The sequence below is a fragment of the Streptomyces akebiae genome (genome assembly GCF_019599145.1).
GTDB classification, from domain to species: Bacteria; Actinomycetota; Actinomycetes; order Streptomycetales; family Streptomycetaceae; genus Streptomyces; species Streptomyces akebiae.
This window is the reverse complement of sequence record NZ_CP080647.1, coordinates 380,942-403,417: the sequence shown is the minus strand read 5'-3', so window position 1 is coordinate 403,417 and position 22,476 is coordinate 380,942. Positions and strand designations below refer to the sequence as shown.

The following is a 22,476-nucleotide window of genomic DNA, read 5'->3' as shown; positions in this document are numbered from 1 at the left end:
CGCCGACAGTTGCCCGGAGGCGGAAGCGGAAGGCGTCGCCGCCCCGGACGCCGTGGGCCGGGGCTTGTCCGCCCGCTCCGCCGCCCCCGCGCTGCAACCGCCGAGGAAGACCGCCGCGGCGGCCCCCGACGCGGCGGCCCTCAGCCGCCAACCACCTCTAGGCCCAGCCGTTTTGTCGTCCAACGCCCGCCCCCTCCACCGCGCTGCCCCATGTGTGACCGGTGATCGTACAGAGGTACGCAATCCCGGCGGGAGCGGTTCCCGCGAGTCTCTTCGCACACGCCCGAACCATTGACGTGGAGGCTGAACTGGCCCAGTCTGAACGAATGTTCAGAACAAACGTTCAGAACGGCAGCCGGACAGCGGCCGGTTGGGATGGCGGCCATGCCGATGTGGTGGTGATCGGCGGCGGTATGGCCGGCATGGCCACGGCGCTGCGCCTGCAACGGGCGGGGCTGTCCACGATCGTGCTGGAGGCGCACGGCCACGCGGGCGGCTGCGCCGGCTACTACCGCAAGCGAGGCTTCTCCTTCGACGTCGGCGCGACGACGCTGGTCGACTTCGGCCCCGGAGGGGTCGGCGGTGAACTCCTCGCCGCTGTCGGCATCCCACCGCTGCACGCCGAGGAACTTCCGGGCTACCGCGCTCATCTGCCGGACCGTGAGGTCGTGCTCCACCGCGACCGGGCCGCCTGGCACGCCGAACGCCTGCGCGAAATCGGTGACACCGAACGGCATCGCGCGTTCTGGGATCTCCTCGACCGGCTCGCCGACACCTTCTGGCGGGCCAGCAGGGCGGGCGTACGGCTGCCGATCCGTGGCCCCGCCGACGCACTGCACGACCTGCGGGCGGTCGGTTGGTCAGGGCTTCCGTACGCCCGCCATCTGAACCGGACCCTGGGCGACGCGCTGCGCGACCACGGCCTGCGCGCGGACGCCCCGCTGGTCGGGTTGCTCGCCATGCTGGTCGAGGACACCGTCCACACGGGGGTCGACGACGCGCCCCTCATCAACGCGGCGCTCGGCGTGACCATCCGGGGCGCGGGCCTCAGCAGACACCACGGCGGCATGCACGGCTTCTGGCGGGTGCTGGTCGCCCGCTACCGGGAACTGGGCGGCACACTCCGCACCGCCTGCCGCGTCTCCCGGGTCCAGGGCGCTCCCGGCGCCTATGAGGTGACGACACGTCGAGGAGCCTTCCGTGCCGGGCGGATCGTGTGCGCGGTCCCGGTGGCCACCACCGCGACGATCTGTGCGGGGCTGCCGGTGGCCCGCCGGCTCCGCCCCTACCTGGAACGTGACGCGGACGCCCTCGGCGGCGCGCTCGTCGCCTTCCTCGGGGTGCCCGAATCCGAGGTGGAAGAGCAGGAGTTGACGCACCATCAGCTGCTGCACTCCTACGACCGTCCCCTGGGCGACGGCAACAACATGTTCGTCTCGGTGTCCGCACCCGGAGACACCCTCAGCGCACCGTCCGGCCATCGGGCCGTGATGCTCTCGACCCACACCGATCTCGCCGACTGGCGCGACCTCGACGCGGCGGAGTACGGGCAACGCAAGAAGGAGGCCGGGGAACGACTCCTCGCTCTCGCGCGGCGCGCGTACCCACGGCTCGGGGAGCGTGCCGTGTTCGCCGAGACGGGAACGCCCCGCAGCTACGAACGGTTCGGCTTCCGCCCAAAGGGCGCGGTCGGCGGCGTACGCCAGCGCCTGGCCAACACCAACCAGCACGCCGTACCGCACGATCTCGGCGGCCCCGGCCTGTGGCTGGTCGGCGACACGACCTGGCCGGGGCTCGGCACGGTCGCCTGTGTGCTGGGCAGCCGCATCGTCGCCGAAGGTCTGCTGAAGGAGAGGAGACGCGCGGGATGAGCGCATCCGACAACCCCGGCCCGACCGGTTCGAACGGCCCGGCCCCGGGCCTCCCCACCCTCGCCGAACTCGGCGACGACCTGCTCGTCACCACGCGTCGGCAGCGGATCGTCGCGCTGGCCCGTCCGGGCGCCGGGGCGCTGCTGTTCACGGGCGCGGTGTGGCTCGGCTGGTGGTGGCTGACGCCGCTGATCGTGTTCGGGATCTTCGTCGCGGTCGTGACCGTCACCCATGACGTGGTGCACCGCACGATCGGTCTGTCCCCGCGGGCCACCGACTGGGCGCTGTTCGCGATGGGGCTGGCCCTGCTGGAGAGCGGGCACGCCTACCGGGCCACGCACACCCAGCACCACCGCCTCTTCCCGCACCCCGACGACCCGGAGGGCCACCCCGCCGAACTGTCCCTCCTGGGCGCGGTCTGCTACGGCCCCGTCTTCCTCGTGCGCCTGTGGATCTGGTCCTACCGGCGGGGCCGCGACCGCCGCTGGCTGCTGGTGGAGGCGGCGGCCCCGTTCACCGCGTTCACCGGGGGAGTGCTGCTCCTGCCGTACACGCCGGGTCCGCTCCTCTATACGGTGATGGCGATCGTCGGCAGCTGGGTGTACCCGCTGCTGACGGTGTATCTGCCGCACCACGACTACGGAGACACCCCGTTGACGCAGACCCGCACGCTGCGCGGGAGGATCATCCCCGCCGTCTTCCTGGAACTCACCTACCACCTGGAGCACCACCTGTACCCGGGGGTGCCCAGTCACCGGCTGCCGGAGCTGTCCCGCAGACTCGAAGGCCACTTCGCCGCGCACGGGGTACGGCCGGTGCGCGTTGTCTGAGCACCGAGGTTCTCGCGGCACCCGTGACCGGGTCCTGGAAGCCGCCCTGGTGTGTCTGGTCCGCCACGGTTACGGCGGGACCACCGCACGGGCGATAGCGCAGGCGGGCGGCTTCGCGCCCGGGGTGATCTACTACCACTTCGCGGACCTGGACGACCTGTTGGTGGCGGCGCTGGAACGGACCAGCGGGGCCCGCATCGGCCGCTACCGTGCCGAACTGTCCGGCCTCGACCGCGCCGTGCCCGTGGTCGCGCGGCTGCGCGAGCTGTACGACGAGGACAGCCGGACCGGGCACATCGCCGCCGTCCAGGAGCTGTACGCCGGGGCGCGGCCCGGAACGCGGCTGGCCGCCCAACTGGCGCTGGAGACCCGGAAGTGGGAGGAGCTGGCCGAGGAACAGCTCACGGTCCTCCTGCGCGGCAAACCCCTGGCGTCCGTGGTCCGCGTGCGGGTGCTGGCCGGGGCGGCCGTGGCCTTCTACCTCGGCATGGAAACGCTCACCCACCTCGACGGCGACCGTTCCCGTCCGGAGACGCTGTTCGCCCAGGGGGCCCGCCTCGCCGCGATCTTCGACCGTGTGCCCCGTATGAAGAGACGGGCGCGGGGGGTGAGATGAGCGAGGGGGCCGGCCCCTGAACCGCCGTCACCGGTGATCGGCGGGGCGCGGTGCCACGTGCGGTGTCCGGGGCTCCCTACCGGGGCTCCCTACCGGGCCTCGCCCGTCGCCAACCGCCCCTTCGCGAGGGCGGATTCAGCCGAGTCCGACCCGGTGCCCGCGCCCGCGCCCCCGCCGTTCCTGCGGATCAGCGCCACGCCGAGCACCGCGAGGAGCGAGGCCGCCGACAGCGTGTACAGGCCGCCGTTCGTCGTGCCGGTGGTGTCCTTGAGGTAGCCGAAGAGCGTGGGGGAGACGAAACCGCCGAGGTTCCCGATGGAGTTGACGACCGCGAGCCCCGGCGCCGCGATCTTCAGGTCGAGTCCCGACTGCGCCATCGGCCAGAACAGGGTGGCCGCGCACTTGCCGCCCACCGCGGCGAGCGTGATGGCCGCCAGGCCGAACCAGGGGGAGCCCAGTGTGGCCAGGAAGGTGCCCGTGGCGGACAGGGTCAGCGCGACGGCGAGGTAGGGGCGACGGTCGGGGGCACGGTCGGTGAACCGGCTCATCGAGTACATGGCGATCACCGCGCAGATCCAGGGGATCGCCGACAGCAGACCGACCTGGAATGGCGACAGTCCGCCGATCTCCTCCACCAGACTGGGCAGCCAGAAGGTGATCGCGTACCCGGTGAGGGCCATCGCGAAGAACACCGTGGTCAGCAGCGCCACCTGAGGGTGGATCAGCAGCTTGAGCCGCGACACCCTGGGGGCCCGGCTGCGCGCCTCCTCGTCCCGTGCGACCGCGGAGCTCAGCGCCTGCTTCTCCTGCGCCGTCAGCCACGGGGCGTCCTGGATGCGGGAGACGAGGAAGAAGCCGGCGACGAAGCCGACGACGATCGACAGCAGCCCTTCCAGCGCGAACATCCAGCGCCACCCGGCGAACCCGCCGACCCCGTGCAGTTCCAGCAGCGCACCCGTGATCGGCCCGGTGACGATGTACGCGGTGGCCGAGCCGCCCAGGAAGATCGCGCTTGCCCGGCCACGGCTGGAGTCCGGCAGCCACTGGGTGAAGTAGAGCAGGACACCGGGGAAGAAGCCCGCCTCGGCGACACCGAGCAGGAAGCGCAGCCCGTAGAACATCCATACGTTGTGGATGAAGCACATCGCCATGATCACCAGACCCCAGGTGATCATGATGCGGGTCAGCCAGACCCGGGCGCCGAACCGCTCCAGGAGCATGTTGCTGGGCACCTCGAAGAGGGCGTACCCGATGAAGAACAGCCCCGCGCCGAGACCGTACGCCGTGGCGCTCACCCCGACGTCGGCCCGCAACTCGTCCTGGACGAAGCCGACGTTGGTCCGGTCCATCTGGTTGATCAGCAGCATGAGGACGAGGATCGGCAGCATGCGGCGCAGGAACTTGCCGACCGCACGCCGTTCGGCATCGGGTATGAGGACGTCAGACATCGTTGTCTCCCTCCGGCTGTTCATGTATCTGAATAGCCGTCACGTACGTAGGAATGGCGGGAACCTTACGGAGGGCTCGCCTCCGGGTCAATGGGTTGGTCCGTCGATCACGTATGTGAACTGGGGTGAAGAAGGAGCAGCGCGATGTCGTCGCTGCGCGGCGCGGAGCGACGGGCGTGCTGGACGAGGGAGTCGGCGACGGTCTCCATGGCGTGCGGGCCGGAGGGGTCGGAGCGCGCGAGGGCGTCGGCCAGAGCGTCGACCGCGTCCCCGATGTCGACGCCCGGGGCCTCGACGAGCCCGTCCGTGTAGAGGGCCAGTACGGAGCCGGGCGGCAGCGGGATCTCGGTGGACGCGTAGTCGGTGTCGGCGTCGATGCCGAGGAGGAGTCCCGGTGGCAGGGGAAGGGGCTCGGTGCGGCCGTCGGGGTGGCGCAGCAGCGGGGGCGGGTGGCCGGCGCCGGCGAGGCAGGCGGTGTGCGCGCCCAGGTCGAGGTGGACGTAGAGGCAACTGGTGAACAGGTCGGGGTCGAGGTCGGTCAGGAGCCGGTTGGTCCGGGTGAGCACCTCGTCGGGGGCCGCGCCGGCGGTCGCGTGGACGGCGGTGCGGACCTGCCCCATCAGGGCGGCGGCGTGGACGTTGTGCCCCTGGACGTCCCCGATGGCCGCCGCGGCCGTGGTGGGACCGAGCCGGATGAGGTCGTAGAAGTCGCCGCCGACGTCCATGCCACGGGTGGCCGGGAGATAGCGCGCGGCCACGTCCAGCCCGGCGACCCGGGGCAGCGTGTGCGGCAGCAGCCCCGACTGGAGGTTGTGGGCGAGCTGCTGCTTGGTGTCGTACAGCCGGGCCCGGTCCAGGGCCTGGGCGATCAGCCCGGCGGTGGAGGTGAGGACGGCGCGCTCCTCCGGCGGGAACGGGTGGGGCTGTTCGTAGGCCAGGACGAGGGAGCCGACCGGACGCCCCGAGGTGATCAGCGGCAGGAAGGCCCACGCGCCCATCGCGTCCTGGAGGACGGCCGGCGGATAGGCCCGCTCCAACTCGGCGAACGTGCCGAAGAAGGCGGGGACACCCGTGGTGAGAGCGTGCACGGCGGGGGTGTCCGAGGTGAGCGGGACGGTGTCGAAGCGCTCCATCGACTCGGCGGTGTAGCCGCGGTAGCCGATGATCCGCAGTCGGCCGTCCTCCGCCGTCATCAGGGCCAGAGCGGCTGCGCCGAACGCGGGCAGGACCTGCTCGGCGACCTGGTCGACCACGTCGCGCACGCCGACGGCCTCGGTGAGCGTCGCGGCCAGGTGCATCAGGTGGTACAGGGTCGTGGCCCGCCCCGTGGCGGGCGAGGTGGGCGGGCGCGACGCGGCCGGCGAGGAGACCGGTGCGTGGGCGTGCGTCGAGTGGGTGGGCGTGATGCGCACGCTGATGCCGGAGGCGTCCGGCACCAGGCGGAAGGAGAGCCACCGGTCCGGCGGGCGCAGGGCGATGAACGACACCGTCTCACGGCTGAGCATGGCCGCCCGGTAGCTGTCCTCCGCGATCGGGTCGGCCAGCCAGCGCAACGCCTCCCACGGCTTGGTGCCGAGCAGCTCCGGGATGTCGGCGCCGAGCAGCTCGGCGGCCTCGGTGCTGAGGAAGGTGATCCGCCCGTCCGCGTCCAGCGAGCAGCTGCCACCGGGGAGGCGCTCGGCGAAGTCGACCGCGGCCTGGGCCTCGGTCGGCCCCGCGAGCCTGCGCCGCAGCGGCGGCAGCATCACCGGCTCGGCGGCGGGCCGTACCCGGTGGCCGCTGTCCGCCGCCTCCCGCAGGAGCAGGCCGAGCCGGTGACAGGTGGCGGTGATGGCCTCCCGCTCCCGGGGGCTCGGCCGCGGCGGGTGCGAGGCGGGCCAGTGCAGCACGAGACCGCCCCAGACGTCCGTGCCCGTGGTGATGGGGGCGGCGGCCAACGTGAAGCGGTACGGCACGATCAGTGCCATCCGTGGATAGCGGCGCGCCAGCTCCTCCTGGCCGCCCACCCACACCAGCCGCCGCTCCCGGACGGCGTCGGACACCGGGGAGGGGGCCTTCAGCGCCACTCGCGCCCAGGGCATGGAGATCTCCCAGGGGACCCCGCCCAGCACCGCCAACTGCAGCACCGGCTCGTCCGGCGGCAGCAGATACACCGCCGTGACCGAGGTGCGGCTCTCCCGGGCGAACTCGATCAGGGCGGACTGCAGCAGCTCCGGACCGGAGGCGGCGGTACCAGGCACGTCCTCACCCGCCCCGGACCGGTCCGACGGGGTGTGCGGGCAGCCGCCGATCGTCACCCATATGCGGACCATACGCCCACGGGGCGGCGTTCAGCATGTGGATGAGGCCCCGCCGGGGTGCGGGTGCCGGGCGACATCCGGTGCGGACGCGGATGCGTGTGCGTAGGGGACTCGGCGGCGACTCAGCCCGGTTCGGTGGACGGCGGCTCGGTGTGCCCGGTGCCGGGGTCCCGGACGGCCAGGAGGGCAGCGCCGATGTGCGCCACCGCTCGCGGGTCGGAGAGGGACAGGGCCGTCAGCTCCTCGACGCGACGCAGCCGGTAACGGACGGTGTTGGGGTGGACGAACAGGCTCCGGGCCGCGGCGGTCGCCGAACCCGCGGCGGCGAACCACTGCTCCAGGGTGCGCAGCAGACGCGCACGCTCCGCGACCGGGAGGTCGACCAGGGGCCGCAGGACCACCTCCACCAGGTGCGCCGCCTCCGCCGGCGCGGCGGCGACCACCATGGCCAGCGGGTCGTCGTCGAAGCGTGCCACGCCGGGACCACCGCCCCGCAGCCCGGCCAGCGCGAGCCGGGCGAAACGCAGCGCCTGCGGGGTGTCGCGCAGGGAGTGGAAGCTCGGGCTGACCCCCACCCGGGCGCGGGTCCGGCGCAGGATCCCCAGGCAGGCGCCTTCCGCCGCCGCCGTGGGCAGGGCGATCAGACCGATCTGCTGGTCGGGCAACAACCGCCAGGCGGAAGGGAGTTGGGCCTGACGCAGCCAGGCCTCGACCCCCGCCAGCGGCTCCTCGCCGGGCGCGCCGGCCGCGGCCGCGGCGACCGCGTAGGGCCCCCGCTCGGGCAGGCCCAGCTCGCGGGCGGCCTCCCACAGAGTGGTCCGGTCGGCGATGACACCCGTGAACAGCGCCTCCACCAGCGCCGACCGCCGGGCCTGCCCCCGCGAGGTCAACTCGGCCGCGGTCTCCCGGTAGGCCGCCGCGACCGCCTCCGCGTACAGGCCGAACAGCGCCCAGATCTCCGCGGACTTCGCCACCAACTGGTCGGCGGAGACCTCCGGATGGGTACGTGCCTCCGCCACGATCTCCGTCCACAGCAGTTCGAAGCCGACCCGGTACGCGTGCAGGGTGTCCGCCAGCGGCACGCCCTGCTCGGCACGGACGCGCCCCGTCTCCCGGGCCGGGCTGGGGTCCGGGGTGGCACCCGCACGGAGGTGGTTGAGGATCAGGTCCGCGTTGGCCGTGCACGAGCGACGGAGCGAGTCGAAGGGGATCAGCGACTCGTCGCCGTAGGCGTCGACGTCCGACCGGATGCGCCCCGCGATCCGCTCACCCAGTTCCGGCAGCCTGGAATGCAGTGCCGCGGCCACGCCCGAGATGTCCATCACCGCAGCTTAACGCCCACGTTTTGTTCCCCCGGACAACAGCGGGGAGCGGGCGCTGTCGTCCCGGCCATAGGCCGCCGCCGTAGGCGGCAGCACGATGTCGTGCAGGTGAACAGCGGATTTCGACGACGACTTTCGTGGAGGCGGGCCATGGCCAATCTGGCGGAGTACCTGGTGGAGACGGCACAGCGACAGCCGGGGCGTCCCGCGCTGCGTCTGGGCGACCAGGTGACCGGCTACGCGGAGCTGGGCGAGCGCAGCGCCCGCGCCGCCGCGCTGCTGAGGGCCGAGGGCGTACGCCCGGGTGACCGGGTCGCCCTGATGCTGCCGAACGTGCCCGAGTTCGTCGTCCTGCACTACGGCGTGCTGCGTGCCGGAGGCGTCGTCGTCCCGATGAACCCGCTGCTGAAGACGCGGGAGACCGAGTACCACCTGACCGATTCCGGGGCGGTGCTGCTGTTCGAATGGCATCAGGCGCCCGGTGAGGGCGCGCGGGGCGCGGCCGCCGCCGGTGTGCGGCACACGGCCGTCGAGCCCGCGGCCTTCGCGGAGGCGCTGGCCGGACACGAGCCGCTGCCCGGCGTGGCGGAGACGGCGGACGACGACGTGGCCGTGCTGCTCTACACCTCCGGCACCACCGGCCGCCCCAAGGGCGCCACGCTCACCCACGGCGGACTGCGGCACAACACCGAGGTCAACACGGTTCACGTCCAGCGGATGACCCCGCAGGACGTGGTGGTCGGCTGCCTGCCGCTGTTCCACATCTTCGGCCAGATCTGCACGATGAGCGTGGCCGTGCGCGCCGGGGCCTCGCTCACCCTGATCCCCCGCTTCGAGCCGCAGGCGGTGCTGGACGCCGTCGCACGGGACGGGGCCACGGTCTTCGAGGGCGTTCCGACGATGTACGCGGCGCTGCTCCAGCATCCGGGGCAGACGGACGTGTCGACGCTGCGGATGTGCATCTCCGGCGGGGCCTCGCTGCCGGTGGAGATCCTGCACGGCTTCGAACGACGCTTCGGCTGCGCGGTGCTGGAGGGGTTCGGCATGTCCGAGACCAGCCCGGTGGTCACGTTCAACCACCCCGACCGGCCCCGCAAGGCCGGCTCGATCGGCACCCCGATCCAGGACGTGGAGGTGCGACTGCTGGACGACAAGGGCCAGGACGTCGCGCCCGGCGAGGTCGGCGAACTGGCCGTACGGGGCCCGAACGTGATGAAGGGGTACTGGAACCGGCCCGAGGAGACGGCGGCCGCGATCCCGGACGGCTGGCTGCGCAGCGGCGACCTCGCGCGCCAGGACGACGACGGCTACCTCTACATCGTCGACCGCAAGAAGGACATGATCATCCGCGGCGGCTACAACGTCTACCCGCGCGAGATCGAGGAGACCCTCCACGAGCACCCGGCCGTAGCCCTGGCCGCCGTGGTCGGGGTGCCGCACTCCCACCTGGGCGAGGAGATCGCGGCCGCGGTCGTCCTGCGGCCCGGCGCCCACGCCACCCCCGACGAGCTGAGGGAGTTCGTCAAGGACCGGGTCGCCGCGTACAAGTACCCGCGTGAGGTGTGGCTCATGGACACCCTGCCGACCGGCCCCAGCGGCAAGATCCTCAAGCGGGAGATCACCGCACCGACGGGATGACACAACCGCCGGACACCGTACGGGCCGGTCTCCCGTCCCCGGGAAGAAGACGTGAGGCCCTCCGCCGGACAGCTCAGAGCGGACCGCCGCCGAGACCGATCTCGTTGCCGTCCGGATCGTGGTACGTGACCTTGCGTACGCCGTTCGCGTAGGTCTCGCGGCTGCTGGGATCGAGCCCTCGATTGGTGATCCCGGCGATGCGGGCGTCGAGGTCGTCGACGAAGACGGTGTGCAGCGCGTGGCCGGCCCGTCCGGGCCGGTGCTCGATATAGAGATAGCGGTGCTCCGCCAGCTCCCACACGGCCTCCGTGTCGTTCGGGAAGAACGTCGGCGGGGAGCCCAGCAGGCGCTCGTACCAGGAGAGCGCCGCTGTGTAGTCGTTCACCGGGATACCTGCGAAGAGGACGACGGCCATGCTGCCATCGTAGGGGGCACCGGCTTCCCCCGGCCGTATGTGATCATGTCGCGGACCCCCGCTCGGTGGCCTCGTTCGGCGGCGCGCCGAGCGGGTCCCGTGCCCTCGCACGGTGGGCGTCAGCCGCCGATCCTCGCGGCGATGACCGGGGCGAGGCGGTCGGCTATGGCGCGGTGCCCCTGGTCGTTGGGGTGGACGGAGTCGGTGAGGTCTGCGGAGCCCAGCCAGCCCGTGGTGTCGACGAAGGACACCCGGGAGTCCCCGCCCGCGATCGCCTCCCGCACGGCGGCCTCGGTCTGCGGGACGAACCGTCCCCGGAAGGTCTCCAACGCGAAGATCCAGGCCCCGGGGTGCGCGGCGCGGACCTTGCGCAGCAGACTGGTGTAGGCGGCCTGGAACTGCGCCGAACTCACCCCGTGCCCCACGTCGTTGGTGCCCAGGTTGATGACGACGGCGTCCGCCCGGTAGCGGGTGAAGTCCCAGTCGGGCGTCGCCGCGTTGGGGTTGAGTTTGCCGTACTGCCGCTCCAGCCCCACGCACCCGTCCGCCGCGGCCACCAGGCAGGCGCCCCCCTGGGCGATCCGGGTGTGCTCGGTGCCGAGCCGTTCCCCGATCAGCCAGCCGTAGGCGGTACGGGCGTTCTGCGACGTCGTCGTGCCGACGGTGATCGAGTCGCCGACGAACTCGACCGTCCTGCTCGGCGCCGACGGGGCGAACGTCGTCGCGCCGCTGTCCAGGACGAGCCCCTGGAAGACGGCGTCACCGCGATAGGAGCCCGCCACCACCTGGTAGTTGACCTGAAGGGTGTGGCGGCCGGCCGACAGCGCGGCCGGTGTCAGGTTCACCGTCCCCTTCACGTCGTCGTAGAACCTCACGGGCCCGTCGTCGATCCGCGCCCAGAAGTCGATGGTGTTCCGCTGCTTCAGCTGGACGGTCCGCCCGGTGAATCCGACGCGGTAGTAGGCCCCTGCCCAGTAGGGCGTGTACGCGGTGGCGGAACCGGTGGTGTCCCAGCGTCCGACGAACTTGATGTTCGGGTCGCCCGGCTGGCCGGGCGCGGCCGCCCGCGTGGTGGCGGACGCGGCCGCCGTGCCGTTCAGCGCGCCGCTGACGACGGGCGCCAGCCGGTTCGCGAACTCGGTGTGCCCCGCCTCATTGGGATGCCCGTTGCCGTCCTCGTAGTCGGTGCCGTCGGTGAGCCAGCCCGTGGTGTCGACGTACCGCACCCTGCCGTCCCCGGCGCTGTTGCGCGCGCCGACGGCGGCCCTGGTCTCGGCGACGTACCGTTTCTTCAGGGTCTGCACCGCGAAGAGGACCGCGTCCGGGTACGTGGCCCGGACGTCCCGCAGCAGGGCGGTGTACGCCGCCTGGAACTCGGCACCGGTCACCCCGTGCCCGATGTCGTTGGTGCCCAGGTTGATGACGACCGCGTTCGCCCGGTAGCGGGAGAAGTCCCAGTCCGTCCCACCCGTGCTGCCGACCTTGAAGAACTGTCCGCTCAGACCCGTGCAGCCCGAGCGTGCGACGAGGCAGTACCCGGCGCGTGCGATCCGCGTGTGCCGCATGCCCAGCCGCTCGCCCGTCTTCCACGCGTACGAGTCCAGGGCCAGTCGGTCGGTGAGCGCCCCGGCGGTGATGGAGTCCCCGACGAACTCGATCAACCCCGGTGAAGTGCCCGGCGCGACCGTACGGGCCCCGGAGTCCAGGACCAGCCCCTGGAACACCGTGTCGCCGGACCGGTAGGCGATCCGCAGGGAGTGCGTGCCGGGCGCCAGGGGGCGCGGGGTGAGGTTCACCGTGCCGCGCACGCCGGCGTGGAAGACGTCCGGGCCGCCGTCGACGCTGACGTAGAAGTTGACCGCGTCCCTGGCTCGCACCTTCACCGTGGTGCCGGTGAAGGACGTCTGCACGTACGCGCCGGTCCAGTGCGCGACGGCCGTCGTACCGGAACTCGTGTCCCAGCGGCCGACGTACACGATGTTCGGGTCGGAGACCGAGCCGTCACCCGGCGCGGCCCGCGCCGGGGTGACACCCGCCAGCGACAGCAGACAGGCGAGGAGTACCGCTGTGAGGACGGCGGCCACGCCGCCTCTGCCGGACCTGTGGGGGAAGGTCAGCATGGGGATCCTTTCTCACCGGAAGTGGGAGCGCTCCCATGAGTAACCTCCTCACGGAACCAGTGAGCGGGACCGTGGTCAAGAAGGCCTACGGTGAAGGAAGTCGGGTTCTTTGTGCGCGTGGCTTCAGCCTGCCGCCCTCCGGACGAGCTCTCCGATCCGCGCCTCCGTTTCGGCCGTCAGCTCGGTCAGGGCGTAGGTGGTCGGCCACAGGGTGCCTTCGTCGAGGTGCGCCTGGTCGCTGAAGCCGAGGGTGGCGTACCTGGTCTTGAACTTCTGGGCACTCTGGAAGAAGCAGACGACCTTGCCGTTCCTGGCGTACGCGGGCATGCCGTACCAGAGCTTCGGCGAGAGGTCCGGCGCGACGGCGGCGACGATCCGGTGCAGCCGCTCGGCGAGCACCCGGTCCCCGTCCTGCATCGCGGCGATCTTCGCGAGCACATCGCTCTCCCCGTCCGCCTTGGCGGCACGCGGTCCGCGACGGGCGGACGTCTTCAACTCCCTCGCGTGCTCCTTCATCGCCTCGCGCTCCTCGGCCGAGAACCCGTCGAACTTCTCGCCGGTCGTGGCGGCGCTCCCGGTGGTCTTCCGCGTGTTGGTCATGGCGGTTTTCCTTCCTCTCGCAGTGATGATTCGTCGATCCGGTGGATGTGTGGTGCCGCGATTCCGCGTTGCGGATGAAGGACGCGGGTTCCGGTCAGTCGAGCCAGCGGCCCCCGCGCATCAGCTCACGCCCCGTCAACTCGTCCGCCTCACGCCAGGCCTGCACCCGGATCGGGGTGACACGGAACCAGTGGTAGGAGGTGGCCGAGACCCGGGGATCGAAGCCGGTGCGCGCGGCGAACCGGTCCCCCCGCTCCGTCGGCAACGCGTCGACCGGGAGCACCTCCACCTCGCCCTCGATCATGGTCACGTCGCGGGTGGGGCCCAGCCCGAGACGGGTGGTCCGTGTCGCGGCCAGGTTCCTGCCCGTCGGACTGCCGCCCGGCGTCGCCAGCAACAACGTCTCGCCGTCCCAGTCGAAGGACAACGGAACCAGATACGGCACACCGTCCACCGAGGCACTGGCCACCCAGACGTCGGCGTCATGGGCGAGCCGGTGCTCCGTGTCGCGGCGACGCACCGCGCGGGGGCGGGGACCGGGGGACCGGGTGGCGGGCCGGACGGCTGCCTCGGCGGTGGACTGGGTTACGGACGAACCGGTCATGGTCACTCCTGAATCGCTGGGGCTCACGGAGGGCGGGGGACGGGGGCCGCGGCCCGTCCGGTGTGTCCGCCGGGCGCGTTCGCCGTGGTCACAGCCTCCCCCGACGGGGCCACGGCCCGCCTCCGTGGTGAGCACGGAATCCACCACTGAGAGGCCACGGAGCAGCGGATAATGACCCGGTGTCCAGTCCAGTGGTCTCGGCCCGGGAAGCCGAAGTGCTCGCGCTGCTCGGGGAGCACCTCAGCAACGCGGAGATCTCCGCGCGCCTGTTCATCTCCGTGCGCACGGTCGAGTCCCATGTCTCCGCCCTGCTGCGCAAGCTCGACGAACCGGACCGGCGCGCGCTCTCCCGGCGCGCGGCAGACCTCGCCCGCGCCGCCCGGCCCCGTCCGGCACCCGCCCTCCCCGCACCGCTGACCGCGTTCATCGGCCGGGTGCGTGAACGCGCCGAACTGGCCGAGGCGGTCAAGACGCGGCGACAGGTCACGGCGGTCGGTCCGGGCGGGGTGGGCAAGACCCGGCTCGCGCTGGCGGTGGCGGCGGACGCGGCCGGTGACTTCGCCGACGGGGTGTGGTTCGTCGACCTGGCCCCGGTCACCGACCCGGGGCGGGTCGGCGCGGCGGTCGCGGCGGCCGTCGGTGTGGGCGAACAACCCGGGCGCGGCGCCGAGGAATCGGTGCTGGCCGCCCTGGCGGACCGCGAGGCGCTGCTGGTCCTGGACAACTGCGAGCAGATACGCGACGGGATCGCGCCCTTCCTGGAACGCCTGCTGGTCGCCTGTCCGAAGCTACGGGTGCTCGCGACGAGCCGCGCTCGGATGATGGTGCCGTTCGAATGGGTCTTCCCGGTGCCGCCGTTGTCCTCGGACGGTGGTACCGATTCGGAGGCCGTGGCCCTCTTCCTGGAACGGGCGGCGGCAGTCGGTCTGCCACCGGAACCGGCCCTGCGCGACAAGATCGCGGCCATCTGCGAACGCCTCGACGGCATGGCGCTCGCGATCGAGCTGGCGGCGGCACGCTGGCCCACCCTCGGCCTGGACGGTCTCACCGCCGGCCTCTCCGACCAACTGCGCATTCTCGCGGGCGGCCCCCGCGCGGACGACCGGCACCGGTCGGTACGGGCCGCACTCGACTGGAGCCATGATCTGCTGGAGCCGCCGGACCGGGCGCTGCTGCGCCGGATCTCGGTGTTCGTCATGCCGTTCACCGCCGAGGCGGCCGGCGTCGTCGCCGGGTTCGCTCCGCTGGAGCCGGCGGCGGTCGCCGACGGGCTGGGCCGACTCGCGGAACAGAGCCTGCTCGCCGCGACACCGACCGCGACCGGTACCCGCTACCAGGCGCTGGAGACCATCCGCCAGTACGGGACCGAGCGGCTCGCCGACGCCGACGAGCTGACGGACGTGCGATCGCGCCACGTCGCCTGGTGCCTGGCCGGTGCGACCGCGCTCAGCGGAGCCGAGGGCCCGGACCGGCGCGCACGCTTCGACGCCGTCGCCGACGACCTCCGAGCGTCCCTCGCCTGGGCCGCCGACCGCCCGGACCACCGCACGGTCGCCCACCGCCTGGCCCTCGTGCTCGCCGGTCTGACCTTCACCCGCAACCTGCTCGGCGAGAGCCAGCAACGGTATGAGCAGGCGGCGGCACTTGCCGACGATGGGGTCGGACGAGGAGACACGAGGGGCGTCGCGGACGCCGCGGGCCGCGTGGACGTGGTCGACGGCGGCGGCACGGGCCGCGCGGTTGCGGAGGCGGCCGGGGTGGCCGCGGGCCGCGCGGTGGCGGACGCGGCCGCTGCGGTGGGGGACGAGGCTGGTGCGGGTCGTGATGCGGGTCGTGGTGTGCACGGTGCCGCCGCCGCTGCCGAGGCGCTGCGGGAGGCCGCCGGGGTGGCCGGCTGCCGTCGGCTCGGCGACGACATGTACCGCCTGCACCGCGCAGCGGCCGAGGCCGCCTGCCGCGCGGGCGACCCCACCGGCACGGCCCGCGACCTGGCAGCCGCCGCCACCGTCGCGTACCGCTTCTCCAGCGAGTTCGCACATCTCCCCAGCACGGCCGAGGTGACCGCACTGCTCACCACGGCCCGCCGACTGTCCGGCGCCATGCCGCCCGGCACCACCGGCCTGATGCCCGACGCCATCGATCTGCCGGCCGGCGCCATCGATCTGCCGGCCGACGCCACCGACCCGGTGCCCCATCCGTCGACCTCCCCGCTGTCCTCCCCGCCCCTCGCCCCGCCGACCGAGCCGGCGGTCGCGGTCGAGGTCGAGGTCGCGGCTGACGCCGTGGCAGCTCTCGCTCTCGCCGAAGCGGCCGTCGTCATGGATGCCTTCGGGGCGGTTCAAGGGGACGTGGACAACAGCGCGGGGGAGACCGTCGCTTATGCCGAGCGGGCCGTCCGGCTGGCCGGGCGGGCGGGGGATCCGGTGGCCGAGTCCGCCGCACTCGACGCGCTGTCCGGAGCCCGGACCTGGGCCGGTGACCCGTTCGGCGCGGCGGCCGCCGCCCGACGCCGGATCGAGGTCCTGGCCCCGGTGCCGCACACCCCCGCCGGCACACAGGAGCGGATGGACGCCCTCGCCATGGCCGCCGGGACCGCCCTCGGCGTGGGCGAGCTGGCGCAGGCCCGCCGGTGGGGCAGACAACTCGCCGACCACCCCCTGCTCGCCGAGGTGGCACAGCACGCCACGTCCTGGCTGCTGGTCGCGGACGCCTTCGCGGGCAACGGCAGGGACGTACTCACCGGCAGCGAACGCTTCCTCGACGCATGGCGCCGCGGCGGCAGGCAGCGGTCGTTCTCCCTCGGACCCGCCGCCGCGTCCGTCGCGATGATCCACGGCCTGCGCGGCGACCACGGGGCGCGGGCGAGCTGGCTGGCGATCGTCAAGGAGGCCGGTACGGCGTCGGAGCACCACCACGGCTACGGCGCGGTCTTCGACGCCATGGTGCTCCTCCAGGACGGCGAGCCGGACGCGGCACTGGCCCGGGTCGCGCCGGAACCGGACCAGGTGTGGAAGTGGGTCTCCTGGATCTGGCACCACTGGTACGTGGGCCTGCGCGCCGAGGCCTCGGTCCTCGTCGGCCACCCGGAGGCCCGGGCGCGGGTCGCCGCCGCCCGGCACCTGACCGCGGGCAACCCGGTCGCCACCGCCCAACTGGACCGGGCACAGGCGCTCCTGGACGGCGACCTGCCCGGTCAACTCGCCGCCGCGACGGCGTTCGACGCCGCGGGCTGCCCCTACCAGTCGGCCCGCACCCTCCTCCTCGCCGGAGGCGACCACACCGCCACCGGCAGGGCCGCCCTCGCCGCCCTCGGCCTCGCCCCCGGCTCCTGAGCGTCGGTGCGCGGGTGTCAGCGGCCCTTGCGCACCCGGGCGGCCGCGCGGGCCTCAGCCGCCTTCCGGGCCTCGGCGGCCTTGCGGGACTCCTTCGCGGGGCGGCCCGGCCGGGTGCCGAGGCCCCGGAAAGGCGCGTTGCCACCGCTGGACTTCGTCCCGGTCGGTGGCCGCCTGGCCCCGGTGATGGCGGTCAACTGCGCCTCGCCGGACCGCACTTGGGTGACCGTCGGCCGAATCCTTGCCTCGGACATCATCCGGTTGACGTCGCGCCGCTGATTGGGTGTGACCAGGGTGACGACCTTCCCGGACTCCCCGGCGCGCGCCGTGCGCCCGCCGCGGTGCAGATAGTCCTTGGCGTCGGCGGGCGGATCCACGTTGACGACGAGGTCGAGCGCCTCGATGTGGATGCCCCGGGCCGCGACGTTGGTGGCCACCAGCACGGTGACCGCACCGTCCTTGAACTGCCCGAGCGTGTGCGTGCGTTGGGGCTGCGACTTGCCGCTGTGCAGGGCGGCGGCCCGTACGCCACTGGCCCGCAGATGGCGGGTGAACTGGTCCACCCCGGCCTTGGTGTCGAGGAACATCAGCACCCGGCCGTCCCGCGCGGCGATCTCGGTCGCGGTCGCGTACTTGTCGGCGGGGTGGATGTTCAGCACATGGTGTTCCATCGTGGTGACCGAGCCCGCGACCCGGTCGACGGAGGCGAGCACCGGATCGTGCAGGTGGTCGTGGACCAACTGGTCGACATCGCGGTCGAGGGTGGCGGAGAACAGCAGCCGTTGCCCGTCGGGGCGGACCTGGTCCAGGATCTCCGAGACCTGCGGCAGGAACCCCAGGTCGCACATCTGGTCCGCCTCGTCCAGCACCGTGATCCGTACCTGGTCGAGGTGGCAGTCACGGCGTGAGACCAGGTCGGCCAGCCGTCCCGGGGTCGCCACGACCACCTCGGCGCCGGTCCGCAGCAGCGCCTGCTGCTTGTTGATCGACAGCCCGCCGACCACCGTCGCCAGCCGCACCCCCAGGGTCCGCGCGTACGGCGTCAGCGCGTCGCTCACCTGCTGCGCGAGCTCCCGGGTCGGGACCAGGACCAGTGCCAGGGGCCGCTTGGACTCCGCCCGCGGCCCGGCCGTCCGGACCAGGAGCGCGAGCCCGAACGCCAGCGTCTTTCCCGAGCCGGTCCGTGCCCGGCCGAGGACGTCACGGCCGGCCAGCGCGTGAGGCAGCGTCGCCGCCTGGATCGGGAACGGCTCCCGCACCCCGAGCTCGGTCATGGTCCGCAGCAGCTCCGGCGGCAGCCCGAGCGCGTCGAAGGACTCCGCCGGCGGCAGCTCCCCGGACACCGCCGCCGGCGTCGAGGACTCGTCCCACGGCGAGGTGGCGTGCCGGGGTGGGTCGGCGGGGGAGAGCCCGGAGGCCGAGGACGACGGCTTCGCGTTCAATGGGGAACCTTTCCTGGTGTGTCGCCCGGAACGCGCCGGGGCCCGTACCCCTCGGTACGGGCCCCGGCGGTGTCGAAGCGTGGCCCCATTTTACCAGCGGGCACCCACGGGCCGACCCGCCCGCTCAGCCTCTGCCGCGGCACTAGAAGTTGCCGTAGTTGACCTGCCAGGTCGGCAGCCCCATCCGCCGCCACACGGCGACGACCCGGTCCCGGTCGTCGAGGGAGACCCGTACGGCGAAGCGGTGCCGCACATGCCGGTCGAAGAGCTCCGCCTTCACCACGTCGTCGCGACGTTGGTCGCCCGCCGCCCGCATCCACAGCTCGTCGTACGGCACCTCGTGCGCCCGCAGCCACGCCTCCGTCTGGCCCCGGTGCTCCTCCCCGCGCCCGGAGAGCAGGACGATCACATCGCCGTCGGCGCTGCGGAAGGAGCGCAGCGCACCGCGCACCGACACGTTGAGCAGATCCTCCTCGCAGCGCGTGAAGTCGTAGGCACCCCGGTCGCCCCGAATGGCGAGTGTGCCGTCGATGTCGCACATGACCGCCGAGGGGAGCGCCGGGTCGGCGGTGTACGGCTCGACGGCGGGCTCGTCGTTCAGCCACTCCGCCGTGAGCCGCCAGCCGCCCCTGCGGGACTTCTCGTGCTTGTCGGCGAGGATCCGGATGATCTCCTCACCGACCGGCCGCTCCCGCGCGGCGTCCCGCCGCAGGCACTCCTCCACCGGGACGTCGGTGAAGTCGTGCACCACGAACGTGGCCAGCCCCGCCACGGCCGCCTTCAGCCGCTTGGGGATGTGCGGGGTCATGTGCGTGTTGTCCACGACGACGTCGAAACCGCCGTCGACGGCCGCCCGTACCGCCGCGTCCTGGATCGCCAGCACGGTCTGCTCGTGCGCGTACGACCGGCGCTCGGCCCCCTCGGGCAGCGGGATGTCGAGCATCTGCCGCAGATCGTCGAGGTTGACGCGGCGCATCCGGCCCCCGGACTCCGCCTGCAGCTCGCGCGCGGCCGTCGTCTTCCCCGAGGCGGGCAGCCCCGTCATGACGTGTACCACGGGCACGGTCAGTTCTCCTCGTCGTTCTTGAAGGGGTCGGCCGCCTCCGGCCGGGTGGAACGGTACGTCACGAGGACGGTCGGGCGGCCGTCCAGGCGCTGGAACATGGCGGGGCGCAGGGCCGCGTCGGGCAGTTCCCGCACCGCGCGGGCGAACGCGCCCCGGTCGCCCGCGAGATGCGCGAGCGACCGGAACGCCTCGTCGATCGCCCGCTCACGGTCCTCGACCTGTTTGTCGATGCCCGCGACGACCCCGCGCACCCAGGCGTCGAACTCGTCGGGCACCTGCTCCAGCAGCGCGTCCAGCGGCCGCCCGGCGGACGCGACGACGTCCTCGGCCGAGCAGTTCAGCGCCTGCGCCACCTGCTTGGCGGGCAGCCCCGCGAACCGCTGGATGCCGTGACCGCGCCAGATGTCCCGCTCGGTCACACCGGTCAGCACCTTGTGGAGCCGCACGTACTCGGCGAACTTGGCCTTGGCCCGTACACCCGAGGCGAAGCGCAGCACGAAGCCCTCCGCGTCGGTGCCCGTGGCCGTCAGGCCGCCGGGCAGCCGGTTGCCCTCCGTCATCGCCAGCAGCTCGGCGAGCGGCACGGCGGGCCGGACGGTGACGACCGAGCCGATGCCCCGCCACCCCACGGCGGCCTCCGCCAGGGCGATCTCCGTGCCGTCCTTGGCGAACGCGGCCAGCAGTACCACGTCCCGACGGTCGCCGTAGTCGACGACGATCCGGTTCTCCGGGTAGAGGATCTCGGCCAGGTAGGTCACTCCGGGAACGAGAGCGGACGTGTCCTTCGCGTCGAGCAGCAGCTGCGCCCACGTGGCCTGCACGCTCACGAACGACCCCTTGGACGCGACCCGCCACCGGCCCGCGTAGTGGAACACCACCGCCAGACTGCCGTCGACCTTGTCGTACACCTCGAACGGCTCGTCCGGAAGGCTCGGGGCGTAAGGCTGACCGGCCTCGTGCTCACCGACGTTGAAGAACTTCGGCAGCGGCAGCGCGACGATCTCCCCGGTGCCGTCGTCGGCCACGAGGCCCCGGCAGCGCGTGGTCACGCGGTTCCACACCCGCTCGTACTGACATGTCCTCGTGTACGTGTAGATGGACAACGGCAGTTCCGGGTGCGACTTGCGCGTGACGTGCCCCGCTTCGAGCGCGGCCGCGAGCTCCTCCGGCGGCAGCAGCTCATGAAGAGTCAGGTGTGCCTGGCTCATTGTGTTCCTCCCCTTGCTGGCCCCTGATTGTCACGTGGGGCGCGGCCCCGGGCCCACCGATTTTCGGCGGAGCGCCGCAGCTCATCCGCCGGGTGCCACCGCCCGTGACACCCTCGCCAGGAGCATCTCGACCTCCGCGCCCCGGCGTGAGCTGATCACCAGGTCGCGCGCCGGGTCGACCCACGGCAGATGGTTGCCGCCGTTGCCCCGGGCGCAGCGCCCGGTCGCGGGCGCCGAGGGCCAGACCGTGCGGTCGTCGTTCCAGCCGCCACGACAGGCCGTGTCGGCCGCCGGACGCCGCCCCGGCCTCGTGCGCTCCCTGCCCCTGATCCAGCCCTCCGCGTTCGCCGCGGCCGCCGGGCACCCGGTGATCGACGCCATGAAGCGGCGGGTGCGGGAGGGGCCCGCGGTCCCGGAGTCGGTGACGCCGGAGCAGTTTCCGCGCGCCTCCACGGAGGGCATCGGCATGACCATGCCCGAACCCACCCCGCGGCGGCTCCGAGCCGTGGCCACGTCCACGCGCGAACGCCCCGTCCGGGAGGCGACGGCGCCGCTGGAACCGCTGCGTGCGGCGCCCTGGCCGACGCTGGTGATCTGTGGGACCTGGCAGGACGCGCCGGAGCCGTACCGCGCCCACGTCGGTGAGGCACTGATCGCCTGCGCCGAGGCGGTGCCCGACGCGCTCGACGGCCGCTTGCTCCGCGTCCCCGGCTACCACCCCCACACCCAGCAACCGACCACCGTCATCGCCGCGTTGCGCGCCCTGTGGTCCTGAGGCGGGGACGCGTCCGGCTGGACGCGCGTCCCGGGAACTCCTGACTGTGGTGTGCGTCACTCTCCGGCTGCTTCGAGGTCGACGTGCACGATCATGGTCAGAATGAACGCTCGTTTCGTCGGCATCCCCGGGCTGCTCGAACCTCCGACCGTGGCGGTCGTGGTCGACGTCATGCGTGCCTTCACCGTGGCCGCCTGGGCCTTCGCCCAGGGCGCGGAGAAGATCGTTCTCGCCGAGTCACTGGACGACGCCTTGGCGCTCAAGGACGGTCACCCTGACTGGGTGGCGCTCAAGGACGGTCCGTCGGCGCCCGGATTCGACGCCGTCAACTCGCCGGGTCTGATGCGGTCCATGGATCTCGGCGGACGGACCGTCATCCAGAAGACCACGGCGGGGACGGTCGGCGCGCTCGCCGTGAAGGACGCCTCGCTGGTGCTGTGTGCCGCCTTCGTGGTGGCGGAGGCCACGGCGCGGGTCCTGCGGACGCGCGGGCGTGACGGCGTCACGTTCGTGGTCACCGGCGAGGACGGGCGGGCCGACGAGGATCTGGCCTGCGCCCAGTACATCGCCCGCAGAGCCTCCGGGGGCGGGGATGGGGCCGCCGGGGTCGAGGCCGCCGGGGCCGGGACGGACGCCGCTGACTTCCTCCGCCGTGCTGCCGGGTCACGAGCCGCGGCCGAGCTGGCGGAAGGCGTGCGCCAAGGGGTCCATCCCGATGACGTCGCCCTCTGTCTGGAACTCGACCGGTTCCCCTTCGCCATGGTGGCGACCCTGGAGGGCCCTCTCATGGTCCTGCGTCCGTGTGACGTGCCTTCGCCGACCGAGGACGCCTCTCTCTGAGGCGGACCCGCCGGTCGTCAGGGAGCCCGTGCCCTTCGTGGCGTCAAGG

The 22,476-nt window shown here is 72.7% G+C and carries 18 protein-coding genes; 7 read left to right on the top strand and 11 right to left on the bottom strand.

Annotation, left to right across the window (positions count from 1 at the left end):
• Positions 1 to 326: 326 nt before the first annotated feature.
• Genes K1J60_RS01780 through K1J60_RS01770 form a run of 3 tightly spaced genes read left to right on the top strand, consistent with a single transcriptional unit; the run spans position 327 to position 3,317 of the window.
• On the top strand, positions 327 to 1,871 hold the full coding sequence (locus K1J60_RS01780) for a phytoene desaturase family protein (protein WP_220644581.1): 1,545 nt from the start codon (positions 327 to 329) through the stop codon (positions 1,869 to 1,871).
• Complete coding sequence (locus K1J60_RS01775) at positions 1,868 to 2,701, top strand: fatty acid desaturase family protein (RefSeq protein WP_220644580.1); 834 nt, start codon at positions 1,868 to 1,870, stop codon at positions 2,699 to 2,701. The genes K1J60_RS01780 and K1J60_RS01775 overlap by 4 nt, the downstream gene beginning before the upstream one ends.
• Positions 2,694 to 3,317 (top strand): TetR/AcrR family transcriptional regulator, encoded by a 624-nt coding sequence (locus tag K1J60_RS01770; RefSeq protein ID WP_259407511.1) that lies wholly within the window; start codon positions 2,694 to 2,696, stop codon positions 3,315 to 3,317. The genes K1J60_RS01775 and K1J60_RS01770 overlap by 8 nt, the downstream gene beginning before the upstream one ends.
• Positions 3,318 to 3,406: 89 nt before the next feature.
• On the opposite strand, the gene K1J60_RS01765 is transcribed toward K1J60_RS01770, so the two are convergent.
• The 3 genes from K1J60_RS01765 to K1J60_RS01755 form a co-directional block, all read right to left on the bottom strand.
• Positions 3,407 to 4,765, bottom strand: a complete 1,359-nt coding sequence (locus K1J60_RS01765) for an MFS transporter (RefSeq protein ID WP_259407510.1) — start codon at positions 4,763 to 4,765, stop codon at positions 3,407 to 3,409.
• Positions 4,766 to 4,872: 107 nt separating this feature from the next.
• A complete protein-coding gene (locus K1J60_RS01760) occupies positions 4,873 to 7,077 on the bottom strand; it encodes a GAF domain-containing SpoIIE family protein phosphatase (protein WP_220644579.1) in 2,205 nt (734 codons plus the stop codon).
• A 110-nt stretch (positions 7,078 to 7,187) separates the two neighbouring features.
• Positions 7,188 to 8,387: a PucR family transcriptional regulator gene (locus tag K1J60_RS01755; protein ID WP_398683094.1), complete on the bottom strand. Its 1,200-nt coding sequence runs from the start codon at positions 8,385 to 8,387 to the stop codon at positions 7,188 to 7,190.
• 150 nt (positions 8,388 to 8,537) lie between these two features.
• On the opposite strand from K1J60_RS01755, the gene K1J60_RS01750 reads away from it, so the two are divergent.
• Positions 8,538 to 10,025 carry a long-chain-fatty-acid--CoA ligase gene (locus K1J60_RS01750; protein ID WP_220644578.1) on the top strand — a complete coding sequence of 496 codons (1,488 nt, stop codon included), beginning with the start codon at positions 8,538 to 8,540 and terminating at the stop codon, positions 10,023 to 10,025.
• Between the two features lie 73 nt (positions 10,026 to 10,098).
• On the opposite strand, the gene K1J60_RS01745 is transcribed toward K1J60_RS01750, so the two are convergent.
• The 4 genes from K1J60_RS01745 to K1J60_RS01730 form a co-directional block, all read right to left on the bottom strand.
• Positions 10,099 to 10,440, bottom strand: coding sequence for a VOC family protein (locus tag K1J60_RS01745; protein ID WP_220644577.1), 342 nt, complete (start codon positions 10,438 to 10,440; stop codon positions 10,099 to 10,101).
• A 119-nt stretch (positions 10,441 to 10,559) separates the two neighbouring features.
• Positions 10,560 to 12,560 carry a GDSL-type esterase/lipase family protein gene (locus K1J60_RS01740; RefSeq protein ID WP_220644576.1) on the bottom strand — a complete coding sequence of 667 codons (2,001 nt, stop codon included), beginning with the start codon at positions 12,558 to 12,560 and terminating at the stop codon, positions 10,560 to 10,562.
• A gap of 123 nt (positions 12,561 to 12,683) precedes the next feature.
• Entirely contained in the window at positions 12,684 to 13,160 is a 477-nt protein-coding gene (locus K1J60_RS01735; protein WP_220644575.1) for an iron chaperone, read from the bottom strand.
• 94 nt (positions 13,161 to 13,254) lie between these two features.
• Positions 13,255 to 13,764, bottom strand: coding sequence for a pyridoxamine 5'-phosphate oxidase family protein (locus K1J60_RS01730; protein ID WP_259407509.1), 510 nt, complete (start codon positions 13,762 to 13,764; stop codon positions 13,255 to 13,257).
• Positions 13,765 to 13,943: 179 nt separating this feature from the next.
• On the opposite strand from K1J60_RS01730, the gene K1J60_RS01725 reads away from it, so the two are divergent.
• Positions 13,944 to 17,096, top strand: a complete 3,153-nt coding sequence (locus tag K1J60_RS01725; RefSeq protein ID WP_259407508.1) for an ATP-binding protein — start codon at positions 13,944 to 13,946, stop codon at positions 17,094 to 17,096.
• 17 nt (positions 17,097 to 17,113) lie between these two features.
• On the opposite strand, the gene K1J60_RS01720 is transcribed toward K1J60_RS01725, so the two are convergent.
• From K1J60_RS01720 to K1J60_RS01705, 4 genes are all read right to left on the bottom strand, one after another.
• Positions 17,114 to 18,538, bottom strand: coding sequence for a DEAD/DEAH box helicase (locus K1J60_RS01720; protein ID WP_220644574.1), 1,425 nt, complete (start codon positions 18,536 to 18,538; stop codon positions 17,114 to 17,116).
• 142 nt (positions 18,539 to 18,680) lie between these two features.
• Complete coding sequence (locus tag K1J60_RS01715) at positions 18,681 to 19,601, bottom strand: phosphatase domain-containing protein (RefSeq protein WP_259407507.1); 921 nt, start codon at positions 19,599 to 19,601, stop codon at positions 18,681 to 18,683.
• A 2-nt stretch (positions 19,602 to 19,603) separates the two neighbouring features.
• The gene (locus K1J60_RS01710) at positions 19,604 to 20,812 is read right to left on the bottom strand and encodes a T4 RnlA family RNA ligase (protein ID WP_220644573.1); all 1,209 of its coding nucleotides are present in this window, start codon (positions 20,810 to 20,812) and stop codon (positions 19,604 to 19,606) included.
• Positions 20,813 to 20,893: 81 nt separating this feature from the next.
• Positions 20,894 to 21,274, bottom strand: a complete 381-nt coding sequence (locus tag K1J60_RS01705; protein WP_220644572.1) for a hypothetical protein — start codon at positions 21,272 to 21,274, stop codon at positions 20,894 to 20,896.
• Between the two features lie 4 nt (positions 21,275 to 21,278).
• Between K1J60_RS01705 and K1J60_RS01700 the strand changes: the two genes are divergently transcribed.
• The gene (locus tag K1J60_RS01700) at positions 21,279 to 21,587 is read left to right on the top strand and encodes a hypothetical protein (protein ID WP_220644571.1); all 309 of its coding nucleotides are present in this window, start codon (positions 21,279 to 21,281) and stop codon (positions 21,585 to 21,587) included.
• 102 nt (positions 21,588 to 21,689) lie between these two features.
• Positions 21,690 to 22,427, top strand: coding sequence for a 2-phosphosulfolactate phosphatase (locus tag K1J60_RS01695; protein ID WP_317619689.1), 738 nt, complete (start codon positions 21,690 to 21,692; stop codon positions 22,425 to 22,427).
• Positions 22,428 to 22,476 lie beyond the last annotated feature (49 nt).